This window comes from Agilicoccus flavus (genome assembly GCF_014857905.1).
GTDB lineage: Bacteria > Actinomycetota > Actinomycetes > Actinomycetales > Dermatophilaceae > Agilicoccus > Agilicoccus flavus.
This window is the reverse complement of sequence record NZ_JACYXE010000001.1, coordinates 734,814-753,723: the sequence shown is the minus strand read 5'-3', so window position 1 is coordinate 753,723 and position 18,910 is coordinate 734,814. Positions and strand designations below refer to the sequence as shown.

General features: G+C 73.2%; 21 protein-coding genes and 1 pseudogene. 16 read left to right on the top strand and 6 right to left on the bottom strand.

All coding sequences use genetic code 11. From position 1 onward, the window contains the following. The first annotated feature begins 1 nt into the window (after position 1). Both ICW24_RS19885 and ICW24_RS03415 read left to right on the top strand, forming a co-directional pair. A complete protein-coding gene (locus tag ICW24_RS19885) occupies positions 2-496 on the top strand; it encodes a VOC family protein (RefSeq protein ID WP_372360476.1) in 495 nt (164 codons plus the stop codon). After that, positions 432-992 carry a cyclodeaminase/cyclohydrolase family protein gene (locus ICW24_RS03415; protein ID WP_226344275.1) on the top strand — a complete coding sequence of 187 codons (561 nt, stop codon included), beginning with the start codon at positions 432-434 and terminating at the stop codon, positions 990-992. Before ICW24_RS19885 ends, ICW24_RS03415 begins: the two co-directional genes overlap by 65 nt. 244 nt (positions 993-1,236) lie before the next feature. Here the strand turns inward: ICW24_RS03415 and ICW24_RS03410 are convergent, their stop codons facing one another. After that, positions 1,237-1,596 (bottom strand): type II toxin-antitoxin system VapC family toxin, encoded by a 360-nt coding sequence (locus tag ICW24_RS03410; RefSeq protein ID WP_264176057.1) that lies wholly within the window; start codon positions 1,594-1,596, stop codon positions 1,237-1,239. Between the two features lie 64 nt (positions 1,597-1,660). Here ICW24_RS03410 and ICW24_RS03405 point away from each other — a divergent pair, with 64 nt between their 5' ends. The 4 genes from ICW24_RS03405 to ICW24_RS03390 all read left to right on the top strand — a co-directional run bounded on the left by ICW24_RS03405 (position 1,661) and on the right by ICW24_RS03390 (position 3,692). Continuing rightward, complete coding sequence (locus tag ICW24_RS03405; protein WP_226344273.1) at positions 1,661-2,452, top strand: MerR family transcriptional regulator; 792 nt, start codon at positions 1,661-1,663, stop codon at positions 2,450-2,452. Between the two features lie 174 nt (positions 2,453-2,626). After that, complete coding sequence (locus ICW24_RS03400; protein WP_226344272.1) at positions 2,627-2,818, top strand: hypothetical protein; 192 nt, start codon at positions 2,627-2,629, stop codon at positions 2,816-2,818. A gap of 49 nt (positions 2,819-2,867) precedes the next feature. Continuing rightward, positions 2,868-3,200, top strand: a complete 333-nt coding sequence (locus ICW24_RS03395; protein ID WP_226344271.1) for an ArsR/SmtB family transcription factor — start codon at positions 2,868-2,870, stop codon at positions 3,198-3,200. Between the two features lie 3 nt (positions 3,201-3,203). Further along, on the top strand, positions 3,204-3,692 hold the full coding sequence (locus ICW24_RS03390) for an SRPBCC family protein (RefSeq protein WP_226344270.1): 489 nt from the start codon (positions 3,204-3,206) through the stop codon (positions 3,690-3,692). Positions 3,693-3,776: 84 nt separating this feature from the next. On the opposite strand, the gene ICW24_RS03385 is transcribed toward ICW24_RS03390, so the two are convergent. After that, positions 3,777-4,013, bottom strand: coding sequence for a hypothetical protein (locus ICW24_RS03385; protein ID WP_226344269.1), 237 nt, complete (start codon positions 4,011-4,013; stop codon positions 3,777-3,779). Positions 4,014-4,385: 372 nt separating this feature from the next. Between ICW24_RS03385 and ICW24_RS19880 the strand changes: the two are divergent. The 5 genes and pseudogenes from ICW24_RS19880 to ICW24_RS03365 all read left to right on the top strand — a co-directional run. Then, positions 4,386-4,910: pseudogene (locus ICW24_RS19880) on the top strand (LacI family DNA-binding transcriptional regulator); the annotation flags it as partial. Positions 4,911-4,978: 68 nt separating this feature from the next. Continuing rightward, entirely contained in the window at positions 4,979-5,410 is a 432-nt protein-coding gene (locus ICW24_RS19875; RefSeq protein ID WP_372360481.1) for a substrate-binding domain-containing protein, read from the top strand. Then, entirely contained in the window at positions 5,344-5,598 is a 255-nt protein-coding gene (locus ICW24_RS19870) for a 3-keto-5-aminohexanoate cleavage protein (RefSeq protein ID WP_226344268.1), read from the top strand. Before ICW24_RS19875 ends, ICW24_RS19870 begins: the two co-directional genes overlap by 67 nt. Before the next feature lie 214 nt (positions 5,599-5,812). Beyond that, complete coding sequence (locus ICW24_RS03370; protein WP_226344267.1) at positions 5,813-6,466, top strand: endonuclease; 654 nt, start codon at positions 5,813-5,815, stop codon at positions 6,464-6,466. A gap of 118 nt (positions 6,467-6,584) precedes the next feature. Further along, positions 6,585-6,986, top strand: coding sequence for an STAS domain-containing protein (locus ICW24_RS03365; protein ID WP_226344266.1), 402 nt, complete (start codon positions 6,585-6,587; stop codon positions 6,984-6,986). Between the two features lie 25 nt (positions 6,987-7,011). Here ICW24_RS03365 and ICW24_RS03360 read toward each other — a convergent pair whose 3' ends face one another. After that, positions 7,012-9,420, bottom strand: coding sequence for a glycoside hydrolase family 3 protein (locus ICW24_RS03360; RefSeq protein ID WP_226344265.1), 2,409 nt, complete (start codon positions 9,418-9,420; stop codon positions 7,012-7,014). Between the two features lie 215 nt (positions 9,421-9,635). Here ICW24_RS03360 and ICW24_RS03355 point away from each other — a divergent pair, with 215 nt between their 5' ends. Together ICW24_RS03355 and ICW24_RS03350 are read left to right on the top strand one after the other, a co-directional pair. Next, positions 9,636-11,273 carry a carboxylesterase/lipase family protein gene (locus tag ICW24_RS03355; protein ID WP_226344264.1) on the top strand — a complete coding sequence of 546 codons (1,638 nt, stop codon included), beginning with the start codon at positions 9,636-9,638 and terminating at the stop codon, positions 11,271-11,273. A 49-nt stretch (positions 11,274-11,322) separates the two neighbouring features. Next, positions 11,323-11,952 (top strand): ASCH domain-containing protein, encoded by a 630-nt coding sequence (locus tag ICW24_RS03350; RefSeq protein WP_226344349.1) that lies wholly within the window; start codon positions 11,323-11,325, stop codon positions 11,950-11,952. A 162-nt stretch (positions 11,953-12,114) separates the two neighbouring features. Here ICW24_RS03350 and fdhA read toward each other — a convergent pair whose 3' ends face one another. Both fdhA and ICW24_RS03340 read right to left on the bottom strand, forming a co-directional pair. Beyond that, positions 12,115-13,326: a formaldehyde dehydrogenase, glutathione-independent gene (gene fdhA / locus ICW24_RS03345; RefSeq protein ID WP_226344263.1), complete on the bottom strand. Its 1,212-nt coding sequence runs from the start codon at positions 13,324-13,326 to the stop codon at positions 12,115-12,117. Positions 13,327-13,553: 227 nt separating this feature from the next. Then, a complete protein-coding gene (locus tag ICW24_RS03340) occupies positions 13,554-14,558 on the bottom strand; it encodes an SDR family NAD(P)-dependent oxidoreductase (protein ID WP_226344262.1) in 1,005 nt (334 codons plus the stop codon). Between the two features lie 154 nt (positions 14,559-14,712). On the opposite strand from ICW24_RS03340, the gene ICW24_RS03335 reads away from it, so the two are divergent. From ICW24_RS03335 to ICW24_RS03325, 3 genes are all read left to right on the top strand, one after another. Then, the gene (locus ICW24_RS03335) at positions 14,713-15,903 is read left to right on the top strand and encodes a zinc-dependent alcohol dehydrogenase (RefSeq protein ID WP_226344261.1); all 1,191 of its coding nucleotides are present in this window, start codon (positions 14,713-14,715) and stop codon (positions 15,901-15,903) included. Between the two features lie 56 nt (positions 15,904-15,959). Continuing rightward, positions 15,960-16,832, top strand: coding sequence for an SDR family oxidoreductase (locus tag ICW24_RS03330; protein ID WP_226344260.1), 873 nt, complete (start codon positions 15,960-15,962; stop codon positions 16,830-16,832). An 83-nt stretch (positions 16,833-16,915) separates the two neighbouring features. Continuing rightward, complete coding sequence (locus ICW24_RS03325; protein ID WP_226344259.1) at positions 16,916-17,368, top strand: hypothetical protein; 453 nt, start codon at positions 16,916-16,918, stop codon at positions 17,366-17,368. A 138-nt stretch (positions 17,369-17,506) separates the two neighbouring features. Here ICW24_RS03325 and ICW24_RS03320 read toward each other — a convergent pair whose 3' ends face one another. Next, on the bottom strand, positions 17,507-18,640 hold the full coding sequence (locus tag ICW24_RS03320) for a glycoside hydrolase family 26 protein (protein ID WP_226344258.1): 1,134 nt from the start codon (positions 18,638-18,640) through the stop codon (positions 17,507-17,509). Between the last annotated feature and the right edge of the window lie 270 nt (positions 18,641-18,910).

The following is an 18,910-nucleotide window of genomic DNA, read 5'->3' as shown; positions in this document are numbered from 1 at the left end:
CATGACGAACGACACGGAGATCAACGACACCGCGATCAGCCTGGCCATGGTCACCGTCGACTGCGACGACGCCCACGCGATGGCGCAGTTCTGGTCCCGCCTGCTCGGCGGGGAGATCACGCACGACGAGGGCGACTACGCGATGGTCGAGGCCGGCGGCGTGCGCCTCGGCTTCGGGCGCGACGACAACTACAGCCGACCCGCGTGGCCCGACCACGGCGCCAAGCAGTTCCACCTCGACCTCAGCGTGCAGGACCTCGACGCCGCCACAGACCGGGGATCGAGCTGGGCGCGACCCTGGCGCAGCCGCAGCCGGCCGAGGCGGCCGGAAAGTGGGTCGTCCTCCTCGACCCCGCCGGTCATCCCTTCTGCTTCGCGATCTGGGGCTGAGCAGCCGCCCGCGCCGGGCCCCGCCGTGGCAGGGTCGGGACATGGCAGCGATCTTCGAGTCCTCGGTCGACGAGCTGCTGGCCCGCACCGAGGCGAGAACCCCTGAGGTGGGGGCCGGGCCGCACGTCGCCCTGGCGGCGGCGTCGGCGGCCGCGGTCGCGACGATGTGCGCGCGGTTCGCCGGGTGGGACGAGGCGCGGGTCGGCGAGCTCGTCGCCGCGCGCGAGCGACTGCGGGAGCTCGCCGACGCCGACGGCCCCGCCTTTGCCCCGCTCGTGCAGGCGTGGCAGCTCCCGAAGGACGACCCCGAGCGGGACGAGCGGGTCACTCAGGCCGCGCGGACCGCCTGCGCCGTACCCCTGGAGGTCTGCCGGGTGGGCACCGCCGTCGCGCGGGTCGCGGCCGAGCTGCACGGCTCCGTCAAACCCGACCTCGTCGGCGACGCAGCGACCGCGCTGCGCCTCGCCGACGCGGCCGTGGCCTCGGCCGCCGACGTCGTCCGGCTCGACGCTTCTCCCGACCGCGCCCCCGACCTCGTCGAGGCGGCGCGGGCCCTGGCCGAGCGCACCCACGCCTACGCCGAGGCGCTGCGCGACCTCTGATCCGCCCGGGGTGTCTCGACGATGGGCCCGCCGGGGAGGTCGCCGGATTCGTCACGCAGTTTCGACGATGCGGGAGCGGGCGGTCTCGCACCACCTGGGCAACACCCCAGGTCAGCGACCTGGCGCGACGCGTGGGGTCGTTCCTCCATCGTCGAAACTGCGTCACGCTCCCCGACAACACGTTCCAGCGGGGACCGACGCCGCTGCCCTGACGTCGATCGGGTGGCGGGATCCCTGCGCGGGGTCACCAGTGGGTGGCGAGCCCGTCGAGGGCGTGCAGAGCCGGGTCCGCGGTGATGACGCTCAACCCCTCGAGGATCCCCTGAGCCGCGATCAACCGGTCGAACGGATCCTGGTGGCCGCACGTCAGTCCCCCGGCGAGGAGCGCGTGCGATGAGGTGATGAGCAGTTCCCGCGCCCGCAGACGTTCGAGGTTGCGTGCGTAGCCGGCGATGAGCCCGTCGGCCCGGCCGAGCTTGCCCAGGCGGTTCTTCGTGGCGATCTCCCAGGCCGACGCGGCGCTGACCAGCAGGTCGTTGTCGCGGTCGGAGACCGCTGCGTGCGCGTCGGCGCTCAGGCGGGCGGGCTCGGTCCAGGCCCACAACAAGGCGTGGGTGCCAGGCTGTGGGTCTTGACCCTGACACCGTGTGAGGCGGGAGAACGGTGCCATGTTGATCGGAGACTTCGCCCGACTCGGGCAGGTGTCGGTGCGGATGTTGCGCCACTACGACGCGACCGGGCTGCTGCGGCCGGTGCACGTCGACGAGTGGACCGGCTACCGCTCCTACGACCCCGAGCAGCTCCCCGCCCTCAACCGGATCATCGCGTTGCGCGATCTCGGCTTCTCGCTCGACCAGATCGGCGGCCTCGTCGCCGACGGGCCGTCGTCGGAGGAGCTACGCGGGATGTACCGGCTGCGCCGATCGCAGATCGAGGACGAGATGCGCGCCGCCCGCACCCGGCTGGCGACGATCGAGTCACGTCTGCGAATGATCGAGAAGGAGAACACCATGCCCACCGACTACGTGCTCAAGACCGTTCCCGCCGTCCGCCTCGCCGCCCTCCGGGCCACCCTGGATCCCGACTCTGTCGGCGAGCACGTCGGCCCCATGTTCCGGCGGGTCGAGGAAGCGCTGTCGCCCACCGGGGCGAACCTCCGCGTCCCGATGGCCACGTACGACTTCACCGACACGGGCATGAACGTCGTCGTCGGGTTCGCCCACGACGGCGAGCCCCCGGCCGGTCTCGAGGTCGTCGACCTGCCGGTGACGACCGCGGTCTGCGGTGTCCACGTCGGCCCGATGACGACGATCGGGGAGTCGTGGCAGCAGCTGCACCGGTGGATCGTCGACGGCGAGCACGACTTCGCCGGGCCGTGTCGCGAGCTGTACGTGCGGTCCGAGTCGGAGGATCAGGCGGACTGGGTGACCGAGCTCCAGCAGCCCGTCACCACCGCCTGACCGTTCGGTCGGCGCTCACCTCGGAGGCCGCAGGTGGGCGCCGACCACGTCACCTCTCCGCGGCGTCCAGTACGGTCGACCAACTTCGTGCCTCGATCGACTTCAGGTCGGACGTCCGACTGCCGATCAAGGGGGTACAGGCCGCGCTGGGGAGAGGGGCATCGAGCCAGGGGGATGACGGACATGGAGCGCATCGACACCGACACCTTCCTCATCACCACCAGCCCGAGCGGGCGGCGGTACCTGGTGCATCGCCGGGACCGGCCGAGCTACCGCGCTCGCTGGGACGTCTGCAACGCCGCCGGTGGGTGGTACGGCACATTCGCCACGCTGCCGGGCGCTCGCAAGTGGGCGATGCGGCACTGATCGACGACGGCCCTTGCCACATACAACCAAGCGGTTGTATGTTGTGGGTGTGACCGAGGAGGACGAGGACCGGGCGGACGCCTGGTTCCACGCGCTCTCGGACCGCACCCGCCGCGACATCCTGCGACGCGTGCTGGCCGGCGAGCATTCGGTCTCGGCGTTGGCGGCGGAGTACGACATGAGCTTCGCCGCCGTCCAGAAGCACGTCGCCGTGCTGGAGCGGGCAGGCCTGCTCGTCAAGCGGCGCCGGGGCCGGGAGGCCCTGGCGAGCGGCGACGTGGACTCCGTGCGATCCGTCCGCGAGATGCTCACCGACCTGGAGGGTGTCTGGCGCGGTCGCGTCGCCCGCATCGACGACCTGCTTCGCGAGGACAAGGACTGAGCCATGCCCGTCACCGACACCCACCACGACCTGGAGAGCCGCACCGTCACCATCGAGGCCGAGTTCGCGGCCCCGCCGGAACGCGTCTGGCAGGTGTACGCCGACCCGCGCCAGCTCGAGCGCATCTGGGGTCCGCCGACCCACCCGGCGACGGTCGTCGACCACGACCTCACCCCCGGCGGCCGCGTCACCTATTACATGACCGGACCGGAGGGCGAGAAGTACTACGGCTACTGGCGGGTCCTCGAGGTCGACGAGCCGCGCTCCTTCTCCTTCGAGGACGGCTTCGCGAAGGACGAGCAGTTCGCCCCGAACCCGGACCTGCCCGTGTCGACGACGCAGACGCGACTGGAGGCGACCGAGGCCGGCACGCGTGCTACGTTCGTCTCCACCTACGACTCCGCCGAGGCCCTGCAGCAGGTGCTCGACATGGGTGTCATGGAGGGGGCGAGTTCGGCCATCAACCAGATCGACGCGCTCGTGGCGGCCTGATCCTCCGCGCCCACCTCGACACGTCACCGGCCGACACGACACAGCATCCGCGCGGACCTCGCCCACGTCGGGCCGCGGTGATCCTCACCGCCGCCCGACGCGGACGATGTCCCGCCCGTGGTGGACGAGCTCGTGGATCGTGTGCTGCCCCAGCCACGTGAGGGAGCGTTCCCGCGGTTCCGGGTAGTTGTAGACGAGGGTGAGCTCCCAGTCGTCGTCCCCCAGGAGGCGCCATCGATCGCCCGAGTCGCCCCGCCGCGGCGACCACCTCCGCGGCGGCCGTGGTGAGGTCGAGGTCGTCGTATTCGCCCCAGTCGGCACGCGCGTCGCGTGCCATCGGAGGAACCGGGCCGGAACCGTGCGCTCGAACCCCGAGCAGCCGCTCCCGTTGCACGATGAGCACGTCACGCACGTGGCCGCCGTACTGCGTGGCAGACCAACCGTGCGTCGGTCGGTGCCGGGGATCCGCTGTCCACAGAGAGTCGGCGACCGCGCTCGCCTCCGTCACGAGCCGAGCGGCGATCGAGCCGCGAGGCACCGAGTCGTAGACGAAACCGCAACCGTCGCAAGGAGGTGTCATGTCCCATGGTCCATCGGCCTGTCTCCTCCCTCCACTTAACGTTGCTCAACGACGTTCGGCCTCACTAGCGTCACCTCCCAACCGCACCGGCGGCCAGGAAGCAGGTGTCGACGATGATGCGAACGGACGGGCAGGGCGCGCGCTCGGCGCGGGTCACCGCGGCCGACGTCGCCCGGGCTGCCCGCGTCTCGACGGCGACGGTCTCCCACGTCCTCAACGGCCGCTCCGGGGTGTCGGAACCGGTGCGCGCCCGCATCCTCGACATCGCCGCGGAGCTGGGTCACCCGGCGGTCACGGCCGCCAGTGGTCGCCCGCGGACCCGGGTGGTCGGCCTCATCCTCACCGACCTGGCGAACCCCTTCTACACCGAGCTGGGTGCCGGGATCATCGACGCGGCCCGGACCGCGGGTTACGAGGTCTTCGTCGCCCACACCCAGGAGGATCCCGGCACCCTGCGTGGCGTCGTCGAGGCGATGATCGCCCGGCAGGTCGACGGGGTCGTCGTCACCGTGCTCCATCCCGACGACGGCGACGTGGTCCGCTCCCTGCGCAGCGCCCACCTCCCCTTCGTGCAACTCTCCCGGCGCATCCCCGCGCTGGGCGCCGATTTCGTTGGCATCGACGACGCGGCGGCCGGCGAACAGCTCATGGGCCACGTCCTCGACCACGGGTACCGGGACGTCGCTGTGCCCTCGACGGACGGGGCATCGGCCTGCCCCACGGCCGGCTCGTCTACTCCTACCTCGACGAGGACGGGGGCCACCGCGCCGTCGAGGCGATCCTCGCGGCGGGAGCTCCCCCGGAGGCCATCGTCTGCGGCAGCGACGTCATCGCGGCCGGCGTCCTCGGCGCACTGCGGGCCCACGGCCTCGACACCCCCGGCGACGTCGCCGCCACCGGGTTCGACGGGATGTTCCCCGACACCTCCCTGCTGGGGAGCCTCACGACGATCTGCCAACCCCGCGCGGCGATGTCCGCCGCCGCCCTGGCGCGACTCGTCGCGCGGATCGCCGGCGTCGGCGGCCCCTGCGCGGACGACATCCACCCCCACCGCCGGCGCGTCCGGACCAGTTGCGGCTGCGCTGCGCCGGCGTCGGCTATCCGGGTGAGTTCCACATGGTCGGCATGTCCCTCATGATGGGCGGCAACGTGCGGGTCGGCCTCGAGGACAACATGCGCGTGCGCCGCCGCGAGAACGCCGACTCCAACGCGGTGCTCGTCGACAAGGCCGTCGCCATGGCCGCGCTGTTCGACCGAGAGCCGGCCACGCCCGCCGAGGCGCGGGAGCGACTCGGCCTCAAGGGGGCCGACCAGGTGGCGTTCTGACCGCTGGGTCCGACCGCGGGCGGCGACACGCGCATCGTCCGGCTCACCCAGGAACCGACGCCGGCCGGCCGCGAGGCCACGCAGCGCGACGTCGGACGTGAGAGGTCGCGCCCCCGCTCGGCTCGGCCTTGCCCACGTCTCATACGGGTCGACGAGGGCCGAGGTGCGGTCGCCCGGCAGGGATGGGCCGCGTCCCGCTGGGTAGCGGGCGGCCATGACATCACGCGACCTCGCCCGGCGCCTGCTCGACCGGCACGGCGCCACGTTCGCCGCGGACGCGGGGATCACGTTGCGGGACAAGCCGGCTCCGCTGTGGCAGCTGCTCGTGCTCAGTCTGCTGCTGTCGACCCGGATCTCCTCCGACATCGCCGTCGCGACCGCGCGGGAGCTCTGGTCGGCGGGGTGCCGGACGCCGGCCCGTCTGCGGACGAGCACCTGGCAGCAGCGGGTCGACGCGCTGGGCCGGGGCGGGTACCGGCGCTACGACGGGAGCACCGCGACCCGCCTCGACGCGGCCGCCGAGCTGCTCGAGGCGAGGTGGCGGGGCGACCTGCGCGTCCTGCGCGACGAGGCCGACGCCGACCCGGCGCGCATCGCGAAGGCACTGCAGGAGTTCGACGGCATCGGCCCGGCGGGGGCGGCCATCTTCCTGCGTGAGGTCCAGGCCGTGTGGCCGGGCGTCCGGCCGTTCGCCGACGACCTCGTACGGGAGGGCGCGGAGCGGGCCGGCCTGCCCACCGACCCCGACGAGCTCGCCGGACTCGTCGGACTCGCCGGCGGCGATGATCTTGCCGGTCTCGCCGCCGCTCTCGTGCGGGTGGCACGCCGACCCGAGCTGCTCACCGAGGACCGACCCGCACCGGGCTGAGCTGCGGTGCGGGCCAGGGACGAACGTCACTCGACGTCGCCCGTCGCGCGCGGTTGGATGAGGTGTGGTCCGGCGCTGAGAAGCTGCGCTCTCGGGTCACAGACCCTCGGGACCGATCGTGGACGCCTCCTTGCACTTCGCCGCCCACCCCTGCGCCGCCCGGCTCCGGATCGAGGGGGAGGTGAACGCGGCGAGCCGTGAACAGCTCGAATGGGCCCTGCTCGATCTGGAGCAACTCGGCTGCGCCACGCTTCGGCTCGACCTCGGCGGGGTGACCCGCATCGAACCGGAGTGCCTGCGCCTCCTCGACGCCACCCGCGCGCGGGCCGTCGCGCGCGGGGTCGACGTCCGGTTGACGGCGGTGTCTCCGTCGTTCGCGTCGCTCGCCGCCGGCCGCGGCCACCACGAACTGGCCGCACTGGCCGACCGGTGCCGGGCGGTGCCGCGACCGGACGCGGCCCGGCGCGCCGATCACGCGTCGCCCGGCGCCGTCGTCGACGAGCGGCCGGCGACCGGATGACGCGGATGGCCACCGGCCCCGTCGTTCAACGGCGGTGGCGGATCGGACCCCTCCAGTCCATCCCGAAACCGAACCGGTAGGCGTGGCCGGCGGAGTCGCGGTACGGGGTCATGTCCTCGCCCACGTCCTCCAGCTGCGCCTCGACGGCGTCCATGTTCTTCGGGCTCGCGATGGGCAGCCGTCCCTTCGGCTCGTGCCGCCCGAGGGCGACGTCGAGGAGCGCGCTGTCGTCGACGGAGTAGCCGACGAGGATCGCGTCGACCTTCCGCTCGAACTCGGCGGGGATGAAGCTCGACTTCGCCTTGACGGCCGCGACGATCGGAATGTTCCGGCCCGTCGCCTTCTCGATCTTCCGCACGGCGGCGGTCGCCCGCTCCAGGGAGACGAGGTCGCGTTCGTTGCCGATCTTCGACGTCCTGCCGAAGTAGGAGCGGTTTTCCCGCGTCCCGTCGTCGGCGATGTCACCGGCGATCGACGTGCGCCGCACGTGCTTCCCGTTCGCCGTGTACGGCCGCCACTGCAGCGACAGCGGGTAGAACGTGCCGTCCTTGTTCATGCCGGCGCCGGTGAAGTTGTTGCCGTTGTCGGGGGACCGCATGCCCATGAGCACCATGTCGACGCCGCGCAGGTCGGGCATCTGGTAACCGACGACCTTGCCCGCCTTGTCCTTCACGGGGGTGTCCGTGAGCACGCGCCCGACGTGCTTCTTCGCCTCCGCCACGTCGAGGGTCGGGCCGACGACGTCGGTCGTCGACTGCGAGAAGACACTCGGGAAGCCGTGCCCGATCGAGCTCGGGATGTAGACGGTCTTGTTCCGGTAGGCGCCGGCGCGCGTCGGGCGGATGGTGCGCCTCGCGTTCTTCAGCATGACGACCGAGTCGCGCTGGATCGCCTGCCCGCGCGCGACCTTGTCGGCGCTGGCGACGACCCTCGTCGAGGCGGCGAGGTCGAGGTACGGGTGGTCGAAGAGCCCGGGGGCGAACAGCATCCGCAGGATGCGCTCCCCGGAGCGCCGGAACCGCGCGTCGGCCGAGACCCCCACCTTGCCGGCCGCATGGTCCTTCGCCCACATCGCGTGGGCGGCGAGGACGGGGGCGGTCTTGTTGTTGCCGCCGAACATGTCGAGGCCGGCCCTCAGCACCGCGTAGTGCCGCTCTTCGACCGTCGCCTTCTCCTGACCCCACGCCATCCCGAAGGGCGAGTTCGGGTCCTTGTAGCCCGTCGTCACGCCCCAGTCGGTACAGATGACGCCGTCGAATCCCGCCTTCCGCGCGATGTCGATCTTCACCGGGTCGTAGGCCGACCCGACCCGGTTGCCGGTGAGCGGCGAACCGTCCTTGGCGATGGCGATCGAATAGGAGCTCATCATCGCGAGCGAGTCCATCGCGGCGGAGAACGGCTCGAGATGTTCGGCGAAGTTCCCGCCCGGGTAGACGGCGTACTTCCCGGCGTTGAGGTGGGCCTCGCGGCCGCCCTCGCCCGCGCCGTCGCCGGGGAAGTGCTTGATCATCGTGCTGATCGACTCAGGGCCCCACCCGGTGGGGCGGCCCTTGGCGTCGTACGTGTTCTGCGACCCCTCCACGTACGCCTTCGCCATCCTCGACGCGAGGGCGGAGTTCTCGCCGAAGGTGCCGTCGACGCGCAACCAGCGGGGCTCGGTGGCGAGGTCGATCTGCGGCCCGAGGGCCGTCGTGATGCCCATCGCGCGGTACTCCGCCGACGAGGCCTTCGCGAAGTCGAGCATCGCCTTCCGCGAGAACGTCGCCGCGAGCCCGATGTTCGACGGCCACCGCGAGATGTCGGCGCCCTCGGCGTTGTAGGCGTTGTCGCCGCCCGCGGTCGAGCGCGGGTCGGAGGAGATGTTGACCGGCACGTACGGCAGCCCCGCCCGGGTCTGCGCCTCCGCGAACGCCTGGGCCTGGTTCGTCCACGTGACGTTGGCCCTCACGTCGTTCGCCCCGGCGTTGAGCACGTTGCGCAGGTGGTCCTGGCGCAGGTACGTGCGCTGGGCGTCGGTGAGGCCGGCGGCGAAATCCCGTTCGTGCGAGCTGAAGAGCATGAGCCCGGCGATCTGGGGGATGGTCAGCTCCTGCGCCAGCGCCTTCGCGCGGACGTCGACGCCGTTGCGCCAGTCCTCCCAGGCGTCGAGCCGGCCGTTGGCGTTCATGTCCTTGAACGCGTACTCGGCGCCGCCGGTACGCACGCGCAGCAGCGTGACGGCCCCGGACGGGACGTAGCTCAGCGTGGCCCCGCCACGCGGGTTGGTGACGACGCGGAAGGTCGTCTTCCCGTCGGTGACGGTCCGCTCGACGGGGCTCGGCAGCGCGGTGTCCGCCGCTGCGGGCCGGGCGGCCGCGAGGTCGGCCGGGAGCAGCGTGCCGGCGGTGGCGATCAGTCCCACGACAGCGGTGGCGAGGGTGCGGCGTGCACGCATGGCGAGTCCCTTTCGGCAGGAGGTGAGGGTCACCCTGCCACCGGCCGCCCCGCCGTGGCGGGTTGCGGTGCGGGCGATGTGGCCCCGGCCGCGCCGGGCGAGGAGGCGCCCGGCCGTCAGGCGCGCGGGCTGCGGGCCCGGATCCGATCCCGTTGTGCGGGGCGGGGGTTCGTGCAAGGCTGCCGCATCGTCCTCGTCCGAGAAGGAGGTCGGCAATGGTGCCGATCACGTCGTCTCTCGCCCGCCGCCTGGTGGCCGGTGTCGCCGGTGCCGCCCTGATGCTCGGGGGTGCGCTCGTCGCCGCCCCGGCCTCGAGCGCCCGGCCCGCGACCGCCCCGGCCGACGAGGTGCGGCCACCGGGCCGCACGTCGTCGCCCGTCGTGCGCACCGAGTCCGGCCGGGTGCGCGGCGCGACGACCGACGGTGTCGACGCCTTCTCGGGCATCCGGTACGCCGCGCCGCCCGTCGGCGCCCGACGCTGGCGCCCACCGGCGCCCGTCACCCCCTGGCGGGGCGTCGCGGACGCCACCCGGCACGGCGATCGCTGCGCCGCGCTCGCCGGCGGCAACGGCCCGCGCAGCGAGTCCGAGGACTGCCTCTTCGTCAACGTCCGGCGCCCCGCCGGGCTCTCCGCCGGCGACCGACGGCCCGTCTACGTCTTCATCCACGGGGGCGGGCTCCTCGACGGGAGCTCGAACCAGGCCGACGGCGCCGCGATCACCCGCAGCACCGGCGCCGTCACCGTGAGCATCAACTACCGGCTCGGCGCGCTCGGCTTCCTCGCGACGCCCGGGCTGACGGCGGCCCAGGGCGAGTCCGGCAACTACGGCCTCCAGGACCAGCAGGCCGCGCTGCGCTGGGTGAAGCGCAACATCGCCCGCTTCGGCGGCGACCCCGACCAGGTGACCATCGGGGGCGAGTCCGCCGGCGGGTGGTCGGTGTGCACCCACCTCGTCGCCCCCGGCTCTCGCGGACTGTTCGCCGGAGCGATGATCCAGAGCGGCTCCTGCCCCAGCGCGACGCAGAGTACGGCGCAGGCCACCGGCACCGCTTTCGCCGCGCGGATGGGCTGCAGCGGCGCCGACGTGCTCGCGTGCCTGCGTCGCAAGCCGGCCGGCGCTCTCATCGACGGCTGGAACGGGACCCTGCCCGCGCCGGTGCGGGGGACGCGGTTCCTGCCGGAGGACCCCGCGCGGGCCGTGTCCGCGGGCCGCTTCGCGCGGGTCCCCGTGGTGATCGGTGCGACCCGCGACGAGGGCCGCACGTTCGCCGCCGGCACCATCGGTCAATCGCGGGAGCAGTACGTCGCGTGGGTCCGGGAGACCTTCGGTGCCCGGGCCGACGGGGTCCTCGCGCGGTATCCCTGGCCGAGCGACGCCGACCGCTTCACCCCGGCCTACCTCGTCGGCGCGATCATGACCGACTCCGGCCTCGTGGGCGGGATCGGCGGATGCGTCAATCGCGCTCTCACGAAGGACTTTGCGCGGTGGACGCCCACGTGGGCGTACGAGTTCGCCCACCGCACCGGGCCCGGGCTGACCCCGTCGCCCGCGGGGTACGTGTGGGGCGCCGGCCACGCGACCGAGCTCGCCTACCTCTTCCCGAGCTTCGACAACGGCACGCCGATCGCGCCGACCTTCGACGCCGGGGAACGGGCTCTCGCGGCCCGCATGAAGCTCGCGTGGGGCGCCTTCACGCTCACCGGGAAACCCAACGTCCCCGGTCAGGGCTGGTGGCCGCGCTACGACCGGACCGCACGGGTGCTGTCGCTGCGCAGCGGCGACCGGACCCGGGTCATCTCGGACGCCCGGCTCGCGGCCCAGCACCACTGCGAGTTCTGGGGCGGGAGCTGACCCGCGCCCGGGGGCCCTGCCCATCGCCGACGGGGAGGATGGGCCGGTGATGATCTCGCAGGCCGTCGCAGACGGCATCCGGACGGGCCGTATCTCGATGCAGTACCGCCGGTGGGATGCGCCGCGGGTCAAGGTCGGTCGCACGCAGTTGACGCCGGCGGGGCTCGTCGAGTTCGTCTCGGTGACCCGCGTCCCGGACGTGGAGGCGCTGACCGATCGCCAGGCGCGCGCCGCGGGGATGCCCGACGCCGCGGCGCTGCGGCGGGCCCTCGCGCCGCGGGAGCGTCCGCCCGGTCCGCGGGGAAGCCGCGGCGGGGCGCACGTCTACCGGGTGCGGGTGCGCTGGGTGGGCGAGGACCCGCGGATCGCGCTGCGCGAGCGCATCCCCGACGAGGCCGAGATGGCGGAGCTCGTGGCTGCGGTCGACCGCCTCGACGCTCGCGCGACCGGCCCGTGGACGCGGCGGATCCTCGAGTGGATCCGCCGGCATCCACGGGTCGTGTCGACGCAGCTCGCCGCCGAACTCGGCCGCGACGTGCTGCCCATGAAGGTCGACATCCGCAAGCTCAAGGCGCTCGGGCTGACGATCAGCCACGACGTGGGTTACGAACTGTCCCCCCGCGGCGTCGCATATCTTGAGCGCGACAGAGGGTTCGAGCGGCGAGCGGAGGTGAGCTAGCGAGCCGCAGTGAGCGCGACAGAGGGTTCGAGCGGCGAGCGGAGGTGAGCTAGCGAGCCGCAGTGAGCGCGACAGAGGGTTCGAGCGGCGAGCGGAGGTGAGCTAGCGAGCCGCAGTGAGCGCGACAGAAAGAACCGCCCGACGCGAGTCCTGACCCTACGGTCAGCGGACCATGCCGTGCGGGTCGATGACGTACTTCTTCGCGGCGCCACCGTCGAACTCCTGGTACCCGCGCGGCGCCTCGTCGAGCGAGATCGTCACGGCCCCGACGGCGTCGGCGATGTGCGCCTTGTCGGCGAGGATGAGGTTCATGAGCTTCCGGTTGTACGTCTTGACCGGGCACTGACCCGTCGTGAAGCTGTGCGACTTGGCCCAGCCGAGGCCGAGGTCGACGCCGAGGCGGCCCTTCTTCGCGGCGTCGTCGACGGCGCCCGGGTCGCCGGTCACGTACAGGCCCGGGATGCCGAGCCCGGCGCCCGCCCGGGCGATGGTCATGACGTCGTTGAGTACCGTCGCGGGTGCCTCGGCGGCGTCCTTGCCGTGGCCGCGCGCCTCGAACCCGACGGCGTCGACCGCCGCGTCGACCTCCGGCTCGCCGAGGATCTGTTCGAGCAGGTCGGGAAGGGCGTCGCCCGAGGACAGGTCCACGGTCTCGCAGCCGAAACTGCGCGCCTGCGCGAGCCGCTCGGCGTTCATGTCGCCGACGACGACGGCCGCGGCGCCGAGGAGCTGGGCCGAGTACGCCGCCGCGAGGCCGACGGGGCCCGCGCCCGCGACGTACACGGTCGACCCCGTCGTCACGCCGGCGGTGTAGGCGCCGTGGTATCCGGTCGGGAAGATGTCCGAGAGCATCGTCAGGTCGAGGATCTTGGCCAGCGCCTGGTCGCGGTCGGGGAACTTCAGCAGGTTGAAGTCGGCGTACGGGACCATGACGTAGTCGGCCTGGCCGCCGATCCAGCCGCCCATGTCGACGTAGCCGTAGGCGGCGCCGGGGCGGGCGGGGTTGACGTTGAGGCAGATCCCGGTCTTGCCCTCGTTGCACATGCGGCACCGCCCGCACGCGATGTTGAAGGGCACCGAACAGATGTCGCCCTCCTTGACGAAGAGGACGTCGTCGCCGGCCTCGACGACCTCGCCGGTGATCTCGTGGCCGAGGGTCTGTCCGATCGGCGCGGTCGTGCGTCCGCGCACCATGTGCTGGTCGGATCCGCAGATGTTCGTCGTCACGAGCTTGAGGATCACCGCGTGCGGCGCGGCCTTCTTGATGCCGAAGTGGTCGGCCACCTCGCCCGGGATCTCGAGCGTGGGGTAGTCCATCGACTCCACGGCGACCTCGCCGGGACCCTTGTAGACGACGACGCGATTGCTGCTCATGGTGGTCTCCTCATCGAGTCCGACAGACGCGGGTGGCCCCGATCCGAGGCCGACCCGCGGGGTTCTCGAACGTAGTCCAGGGCGTGGCACGCGGCAACGGGAACGACGCCTGGTCGCCGTGGGCCGACGCCCGTGTCTCCCCGTGGCCGGGTAGGCCCGAGACGGCGCGAGACGTCGTCATCGAGGTGCCACGGGCACCGGCGTCCGGCCGTGATGCGACCGACCGGTCAGGAGCGCCGCGACGAGCGCAACTCGTTGAACCGCCGCGACGCCCGGGTCCCGAGGGCTGTGAGCTTCTCGACGAGGGGGGAGTCGAGACGCGCGCGGGCGGTGTGGCCGTCGACGGTCCCGGTGGACGTCGGATCGGGCGGGGCGCTGGGCAGGAGGCGGGCGGCGACGCCGAGCAGGGAACCGGTCAGCCCGGGCGCGACGCCCGCGACCCGCATCCCGACCTGCGCGAGCGGCGACAGCACGACCTGCCCGCGGCCGGCGAGCACCCCCTCGGCGATGGCCGAGGCGGCGCGCTCCGCGTCGATCGCGACCCCGGGCAGGGAGGCCCCGGGCGCGAACCACGCGTACTCCGCGGCCTGGTCGCCGGTGAACTCGGCCGCGACGTGCGAGCCGGTGCGCATGAGGCCGGGGATGATCGTCGTCGCCGTGACCCCGGTGCCGGTCAGCTCGGCCCGCAGCCCCTCGCTGAAGCCGACCGCCCCGAACTTGGCGGTCGAGTAGGGCAGCAGGTGCGGCACGGACACCGTGCCCCCGACCGAGGTGACGATCCCGATGCGCCCGCGCCGACGCTCCCGCATGCCGGGGAGCACGGCGAGCGCGAGGTTGATCGGGCCCCACAGCATGATCCCGATGGCCTGCTCGTAGTGCTCCCGCGTCATCGACTCCGCCGGGCCCACCTGGATGACCCCGGCCACGTGGACCGCGACGTCGATCGGCCCGACCTCCGTGCCCGCCCGGCGGACGACCTCCGCGAGACGCTCGTCGTCCGTGACGTCGACGGCGTAGGTGGTCAGCTCGTGACCCCACCCCGCCATCTGCTCCCGGGCCTGCGCGAGGGACTCCTCCGAGCGGGAGAGCCCGACGACCCGGCAGCCCCGCTCGGCGAGCTCGCGGGCCACGAGCAGCCCGAGGCCGCGGGAGGCGCCGGCGACGAGGGCGACCGGGCGTGCCGGGAGGGCGCCGGGGCGGGCGAGCAGAGCGGTGATCGAGGGTCGCGACATGTCCGGTTCGTACCCCTCCCGGCCGCGGCTACACCACCCGGGGGCCAGGTGTGCGGCCCGCGACGAGGGGTAGGGGACAGGCGAGGCGGGCCCGCCCGCCACTCCGACTGCAGACCCATGGCCGGAGCCACCACGTCGAGGGAGTCTCCCGCCAATGAAGGCACTCACCTGGCAGGGCACGGATCACGTCGAGGTCATCGACGTCCCGGACCCGAGCATCCACGCCCCCACCGACGCGATCGTCCGCGTCACGTCCACCGCCATCTGCGGGTCCGACCTGCACCTGTACCACGTGCTCGGCCCCTACCTCGATCGCGGTGACGTCCTCGGGCACGAGTTCATGGGCATCGTCGAGGAGGTCGGGCCCGACACGGGCGACCTGCGCGTCGGCGACCGCGTCGTCGTCCCCTTCAACATCTCGTGCGGGCACTGCTGGATGTGCACGCACGGGCTGCAGAGTCAGTGCGAGACCACGCAGGTGACCGAGCAGGACAAGGGGGCGTCGCTCTTCGGCTACACGCGCCTGTACGGCTCGGTCCCCGGCGGCCAGGCGGAGTACGTGCGCGTCCCCCAGGCGCAGTACGGCCCCGTGAAGGTGCCCCACGAGGGGGTCGACGAGCGGTACCTCTACCTCTCCGACATCCTGCCGACCGCGTGGCAGGCCGTGCGCTACGCCGACGTCGACCCCGGCGACACCGTCGCGGTCTTCGGCCTCGGACCGGTCGGTCAGCTCGCGACGCGGATCGCGCGGCACCTCGGGGCGGAGCGCGTCATCGGCGTCGATCTCGTCGACGAGCGCCTCGCCGCGGCGCGGGCGCACGGCGTGGAGACGATCGACCTGCGGCAGACGCCCGACGCCGCGGAGGCGATCCGCGAGATGACGCACGGCCGCGGCGCCGACGGCGTCGTCGAGGCCGTGGGCATGGAGGCGCACGGGGGCCCGATCAACGCCGCGGCCGGGTTCGCCGTGGCCGCGACCGGCAAGCTGCCCGGCCCGATCGCGCGCAAGGCCACCGAGACGTTCGGCATCGACCGGCTCGCGGCGCTGCACGCGTCGCTGCTCGCCGCCCGCCGCGGCGGCACCGTCTCGATCTCCGGCGTGTACGGCGGGGCCGCCGACCCCCTCCCGATGATGGACATGTTCGACCGCCAGCTCACGATCCGGATGGGTCAGGCCAACGTCCGGCGCTGGACCGACGAGCTGCTCGCCCTGCTCGTCGAGTCGGACGTGTTCGACGTCGAGACGCTCGCGACGCACCGCCTGCCCCTGGCGGACGCGGCCCGGGCCTACAAGACGTTCCAGAAGAAGGAGGACGGCTGCCTCAAGGTCGTCCTGACCCCCTGACGGCGGCCCGACCTCGCCGGATCCCTGCTCCGACCCCTCGAACGAAAGGCTCCACCATGGCCGACCAGAAGACGCCCGCCGATCTCTCCGACATCCCCCAGCAGAAGCAGGACTGGCCCGGCACCACGAGCAAGCTCGACCCGCCCGCCGATCACGGCGAGACGTCGTGGACCCCGCGCCGCCGCCTCGAGGGCACCCGGGCGCTCGTCACCGGCGCCGACTCGGGCATCGGCCGCGCCGTGGCCGTCGCCTTCGCGAAGGAGGGTGCGTCGGTCGTCATCGCGCACCTGCCGGAGGAGGCCGCCGACGCCGCCGAGACGATCGCGGCGATCGAGGCCGCCGGCGGGACCGTGCACGCGGTGCCCGGTGACCTGCGCACGCACGCCGCGAACGTCGAGCTGGCGACCAAGGCGGTCGAGTTCCTCGGCGGCCTCGACGTCCTCGTGTGCAACGCGGCGTACCAGATGACCTACGACGGGCTCGAGAACTTCCCGCCCGAGCAGATCGAGCGCACGTTCGCGACCAACGTGTTCTCGCCGTTCTGGCTCACGCAGGCGCTCGTCGACGAACTCTCCGGCAACGGGTCGGTCATCGTCACGACGTCGGTGCAGGCGTACAGCCCGAGCGAGAACCTCCTCGACTACGCCGCGACCAAGGCCGCGCTCAACAACCTCGTCGTCAACCTCGCCAGCGACCTGGGCGACAAGGGCATCCGCGTCAACGCCGTGGCGCCCGGCCCGATCTGGACGCCGCTCATCCCGGCGACCATGCCCGACGCGAAGGTCGAGGGCTTCGGTTCCGACACCCCGCTCGGCCGCGCCGGCCACCCCATCGAGGTGGCGTCGGCGTACGTCTACCTCGCCTCCGACGAGGCGAGCTACGTCTCGGGCACCGTCCTCGGCGTCACGGGCGGCAAGCCGGTCTTCTGATCGGCACCGGGCCCGGCGTCGGGGTTCGCCCCCGGCGTCGGGCCCTCGCGTCGCCGGCGGCATCGGCAGGAGAGGATGGTCCGATGGGCAGACGACGCAAGGGCGGGGGCCGGCCGGAGGCGCGTCCCGCCGGCGCGAGCGTCGGGGGCTCCGGGGGTTCCGGCCCGGGCGCGGCGCAGGGCTGCGCGCTGACGGTCTGCCACGGATGCTGCTGCGCGCGAACCCCCGACGGGCGCCGGGACCCCGCCGCCCGGGCCCGCCTAGCTGAGCTTTCGCGCGAGACGACGGTCACGGTCGCCGACTGCCTCGGGCCCTGCGACGACCGGGACGTGGTCGTCGTGCGTCCGTCGGCGCGGGGGCGCAGCGAAGGCGCCCGCCCGGTCTGGCTGGCGTGGACCGGCGACGAGGACACGCACGCCGAGGTGCTCGGCTGGGTGCGCGCCGGCGGACCGGGCGTGGCCGACCTGCCCCCGGCGCTCGAGGCGCACGTGTTCACCCCCGCCCGGCACTACCGGGAGGACGCCCGCGCGACGTGACCCGCGCTTCGGGCCCGCGGCTTCGCCTGCCGCCGCCGGCCGGACCATGCCGTCGAGGCGGCGTTGTTCGGCGCGACCGGCCCGGGCCCCGGGGCGGACGCGCGGCGGCGCCGGGCGACCCTCACCGCGGCGCGCGGCTCACCAGAGGGCGCGGTAGACCGCGGCCGACCTCGGGTTGAGGGGCGCCTCGGGCCACAGCGAGCTCGCGGTGTCCGTCTTCTCGGCGACGTTGAAGTAGCTCTCGAGCACGAGGATGTCGGCGTTCGCGGTGAAGAACTGCTTCATCTTGCGGATGTAGAAGGGGTTGTCGCCGTGCCCGTCGCGGTGACGGCCGGCGAGCCCCCACTCGGAGATCGCGAGGCCCTTGCGCTTGGCCCGCGCGAACGCGGCGACGTCGCCGAGGCCGACGCCCTTGCCCGGCTTGAGCGCGCGGCGCCAGCCTGCCTCGGTCGTCGCGCCGAGGACGTCCCAGTCGTACGCGGAGCACCCGACCATGTCGACGACGTCGCTGCCCGGGTAGAGCCGGTTGAGGCTGTCGAGGCGGTTGCGCTGGCCCTTGAGCGTCGTCCCGCAGTTGACGTCGAAGCTGAACAGCAGCCCCGGCGCCTGCTTCTCCATCACCTTCGCCACGCGGCGGAACGCGGCGCGGTAGGTCGCGGCGGTGCCGGCGGTCACGCTGTACGGCATCCACGTGCCGTTGGCCTCCCAGCCGATGCGGACCACGGTCTTGCCGCGGCCGCGGGCGCGCAGGTCCCGGGCGACCTTCGCGAACGTCGCGTCGTGCTTGCCGGCGGCGACGGCGCGCAATTGCGCCGGCTTCGCCGTCTTCGGCAGCAGCGGGAGGCCGTAGACGAGGGTGCCGCGGAATCCCTTGAACGTGTCGATGTGCCAGGTGGACCGCTGGATGTCGGCCCAGGTCCGGCTCTCGGGGAAGGTGAGGGTGACGTCGCTGGGTGTGCCCCGCCAGGTCCCCCAGCGGGTGGCCCGGGTGGCGCTCATCCACCCGCCGACCCAGGCTCCCGAGTGCCACGCGAGCGAGGACCGCGAGGCGCCGAGGTACTTGCGGGCGTACGCGCCGGCCGGGCCGCGGGCGGCGACGGGGACGCCGGCGTACGCGCCGTTCGTCGCGGCCGCAGCGGGCGCGGCCGGGGCGGCCGCAACGGCCGGTGTCGGTGCCGCCGCGGCGGGGGCGGCGGAGGCCACCGGTGCGAGCACACCGGCGGCGGCGCACAGCGCGACGGAGGCGGCGACGGACGAGCGAGGCGAGAGCACGAGGTTCCTTTCGACGACGGGGCAGGGCCCGCGCCGCACTCGTGGACCAGACCCCCGTCCAACCCCCGTGCGGGTCGTCCCCCGAAGACCCGTATGTGAAGCCCCTACCTTAGTTCAGGACCAGGTCGGACGTCCGTATGTGGGTGCGGCGCCCCCTGCCCCCCGAGGCGGCGGGGCGCGGCGATTTCGCCCGCCCGCGCATGGCTTCGCGTCCGGACAACGCCTCTCGCACCCGGCCGCCCCGCCCCACGCGCCCGGCTGCGATGATCC

Excerpts from the sequence above, each read along its gene's own strand:
- ICW24_RS19885 (WP_372360476.1), top strand. The coding sequence starts at position 2 with ATGACGAACGACACGGAGATCAACGACACCGCGATCAGCCTGGCCATG.
- ICW24_RS03415 (WP_226344275.1), top strand. The coding sequence starts at position 432 with ATGGCAGCGATCTTCGAGTCCTCGGTCGACGAGCTGCTGGCCCGCACC.
- ICW24_RS03405 (WP_226344273.1), top strand. The coding sequence starts at position 1,661 with ATGTTGATCGGAGACTTCGCCCGACTCGGGCAGGTGTCGGTGCGGATG.
- ICW24_RS03400 (WP_226344272.1), top strand. The coding sequence starts at position 2,627 with ATGACGGACATGGAGCGCATCGACACCGACACCTTCCTCATCACCACC.
- ICW24_RS03390 (WP_226344270.1), top strand. The coding sequence starts at position 3,204 with ATGCCCGTCACCGACACCCACCACGACCTGGAGAGCCGCACCGTCACC.
- ICW24_RS03370 (WP_226344267.1), top strand. The coding sequence starts at position 5,813 with ATGACATCACGCGACCTCGCCCGGCGCCTGCTCGACCGGCACGGCGCC.
- ICW24_RS03360 (WP_226344265.1), bottom strand. The coding sequence starts at position 9,420 with ATGCGTGCACGCCGCACCCTCGCCACCGCTGTCGTGGGACTGATCGCC.
- ICW24_RS03355 (WP_226344264.1), top strand. The coding sequence starts at position 9,636 with ATGGTGCCGATCACGTCGTCTCTCGCCCGCCGCCTGGTGGCCGGTGTC.
- ICW24_RS03350 (WP_226344349.1), top strand. The coding sequence starts at position 11,323 with ATGATCTCGCAGGCCGTCGCAGACGGCATCCGGACGGGCCGTATCTCG.
- fdhA (WP_226344263.1), bottom strand. The coding sequence starts at position 13,326 with ATGAGCAGCAATCGCGTCGTCGTCTACAAGGGTCCCGGCGAGGTCGCC.
- ICW24_RS03340 (WP_226344262.1), bottom strand. The coding sequence starts at position 14,558 with ATGTCGCGACCCTCGATCACCGCTCTGCTCGCCCGCCCCGGCGCCCTC.
- ICW24_RS03335 (WP_226344261.1), top strand. The coding sequence starts at position 14,713 with ATGAAGGCACTCACCTGGCAGGGCACGGATCACGTCGAGGTCATCGAC.
- ICW24_RS03330 (WP_226344260.1), top strand. The coding sequence starts at position 15,960 with ATGGCCGACCAGAAGACGCCCGCCGATCTCTCCGACATCCCCCAGCAG.
- ICW24_RS03325 (WP_226344259.1), top strand. The coding sequence starts at position 16,916 with ATGGGCAGACGACGCAAGGGCGGGGGCCGGCCGGAGGCGCGTCCCGCC.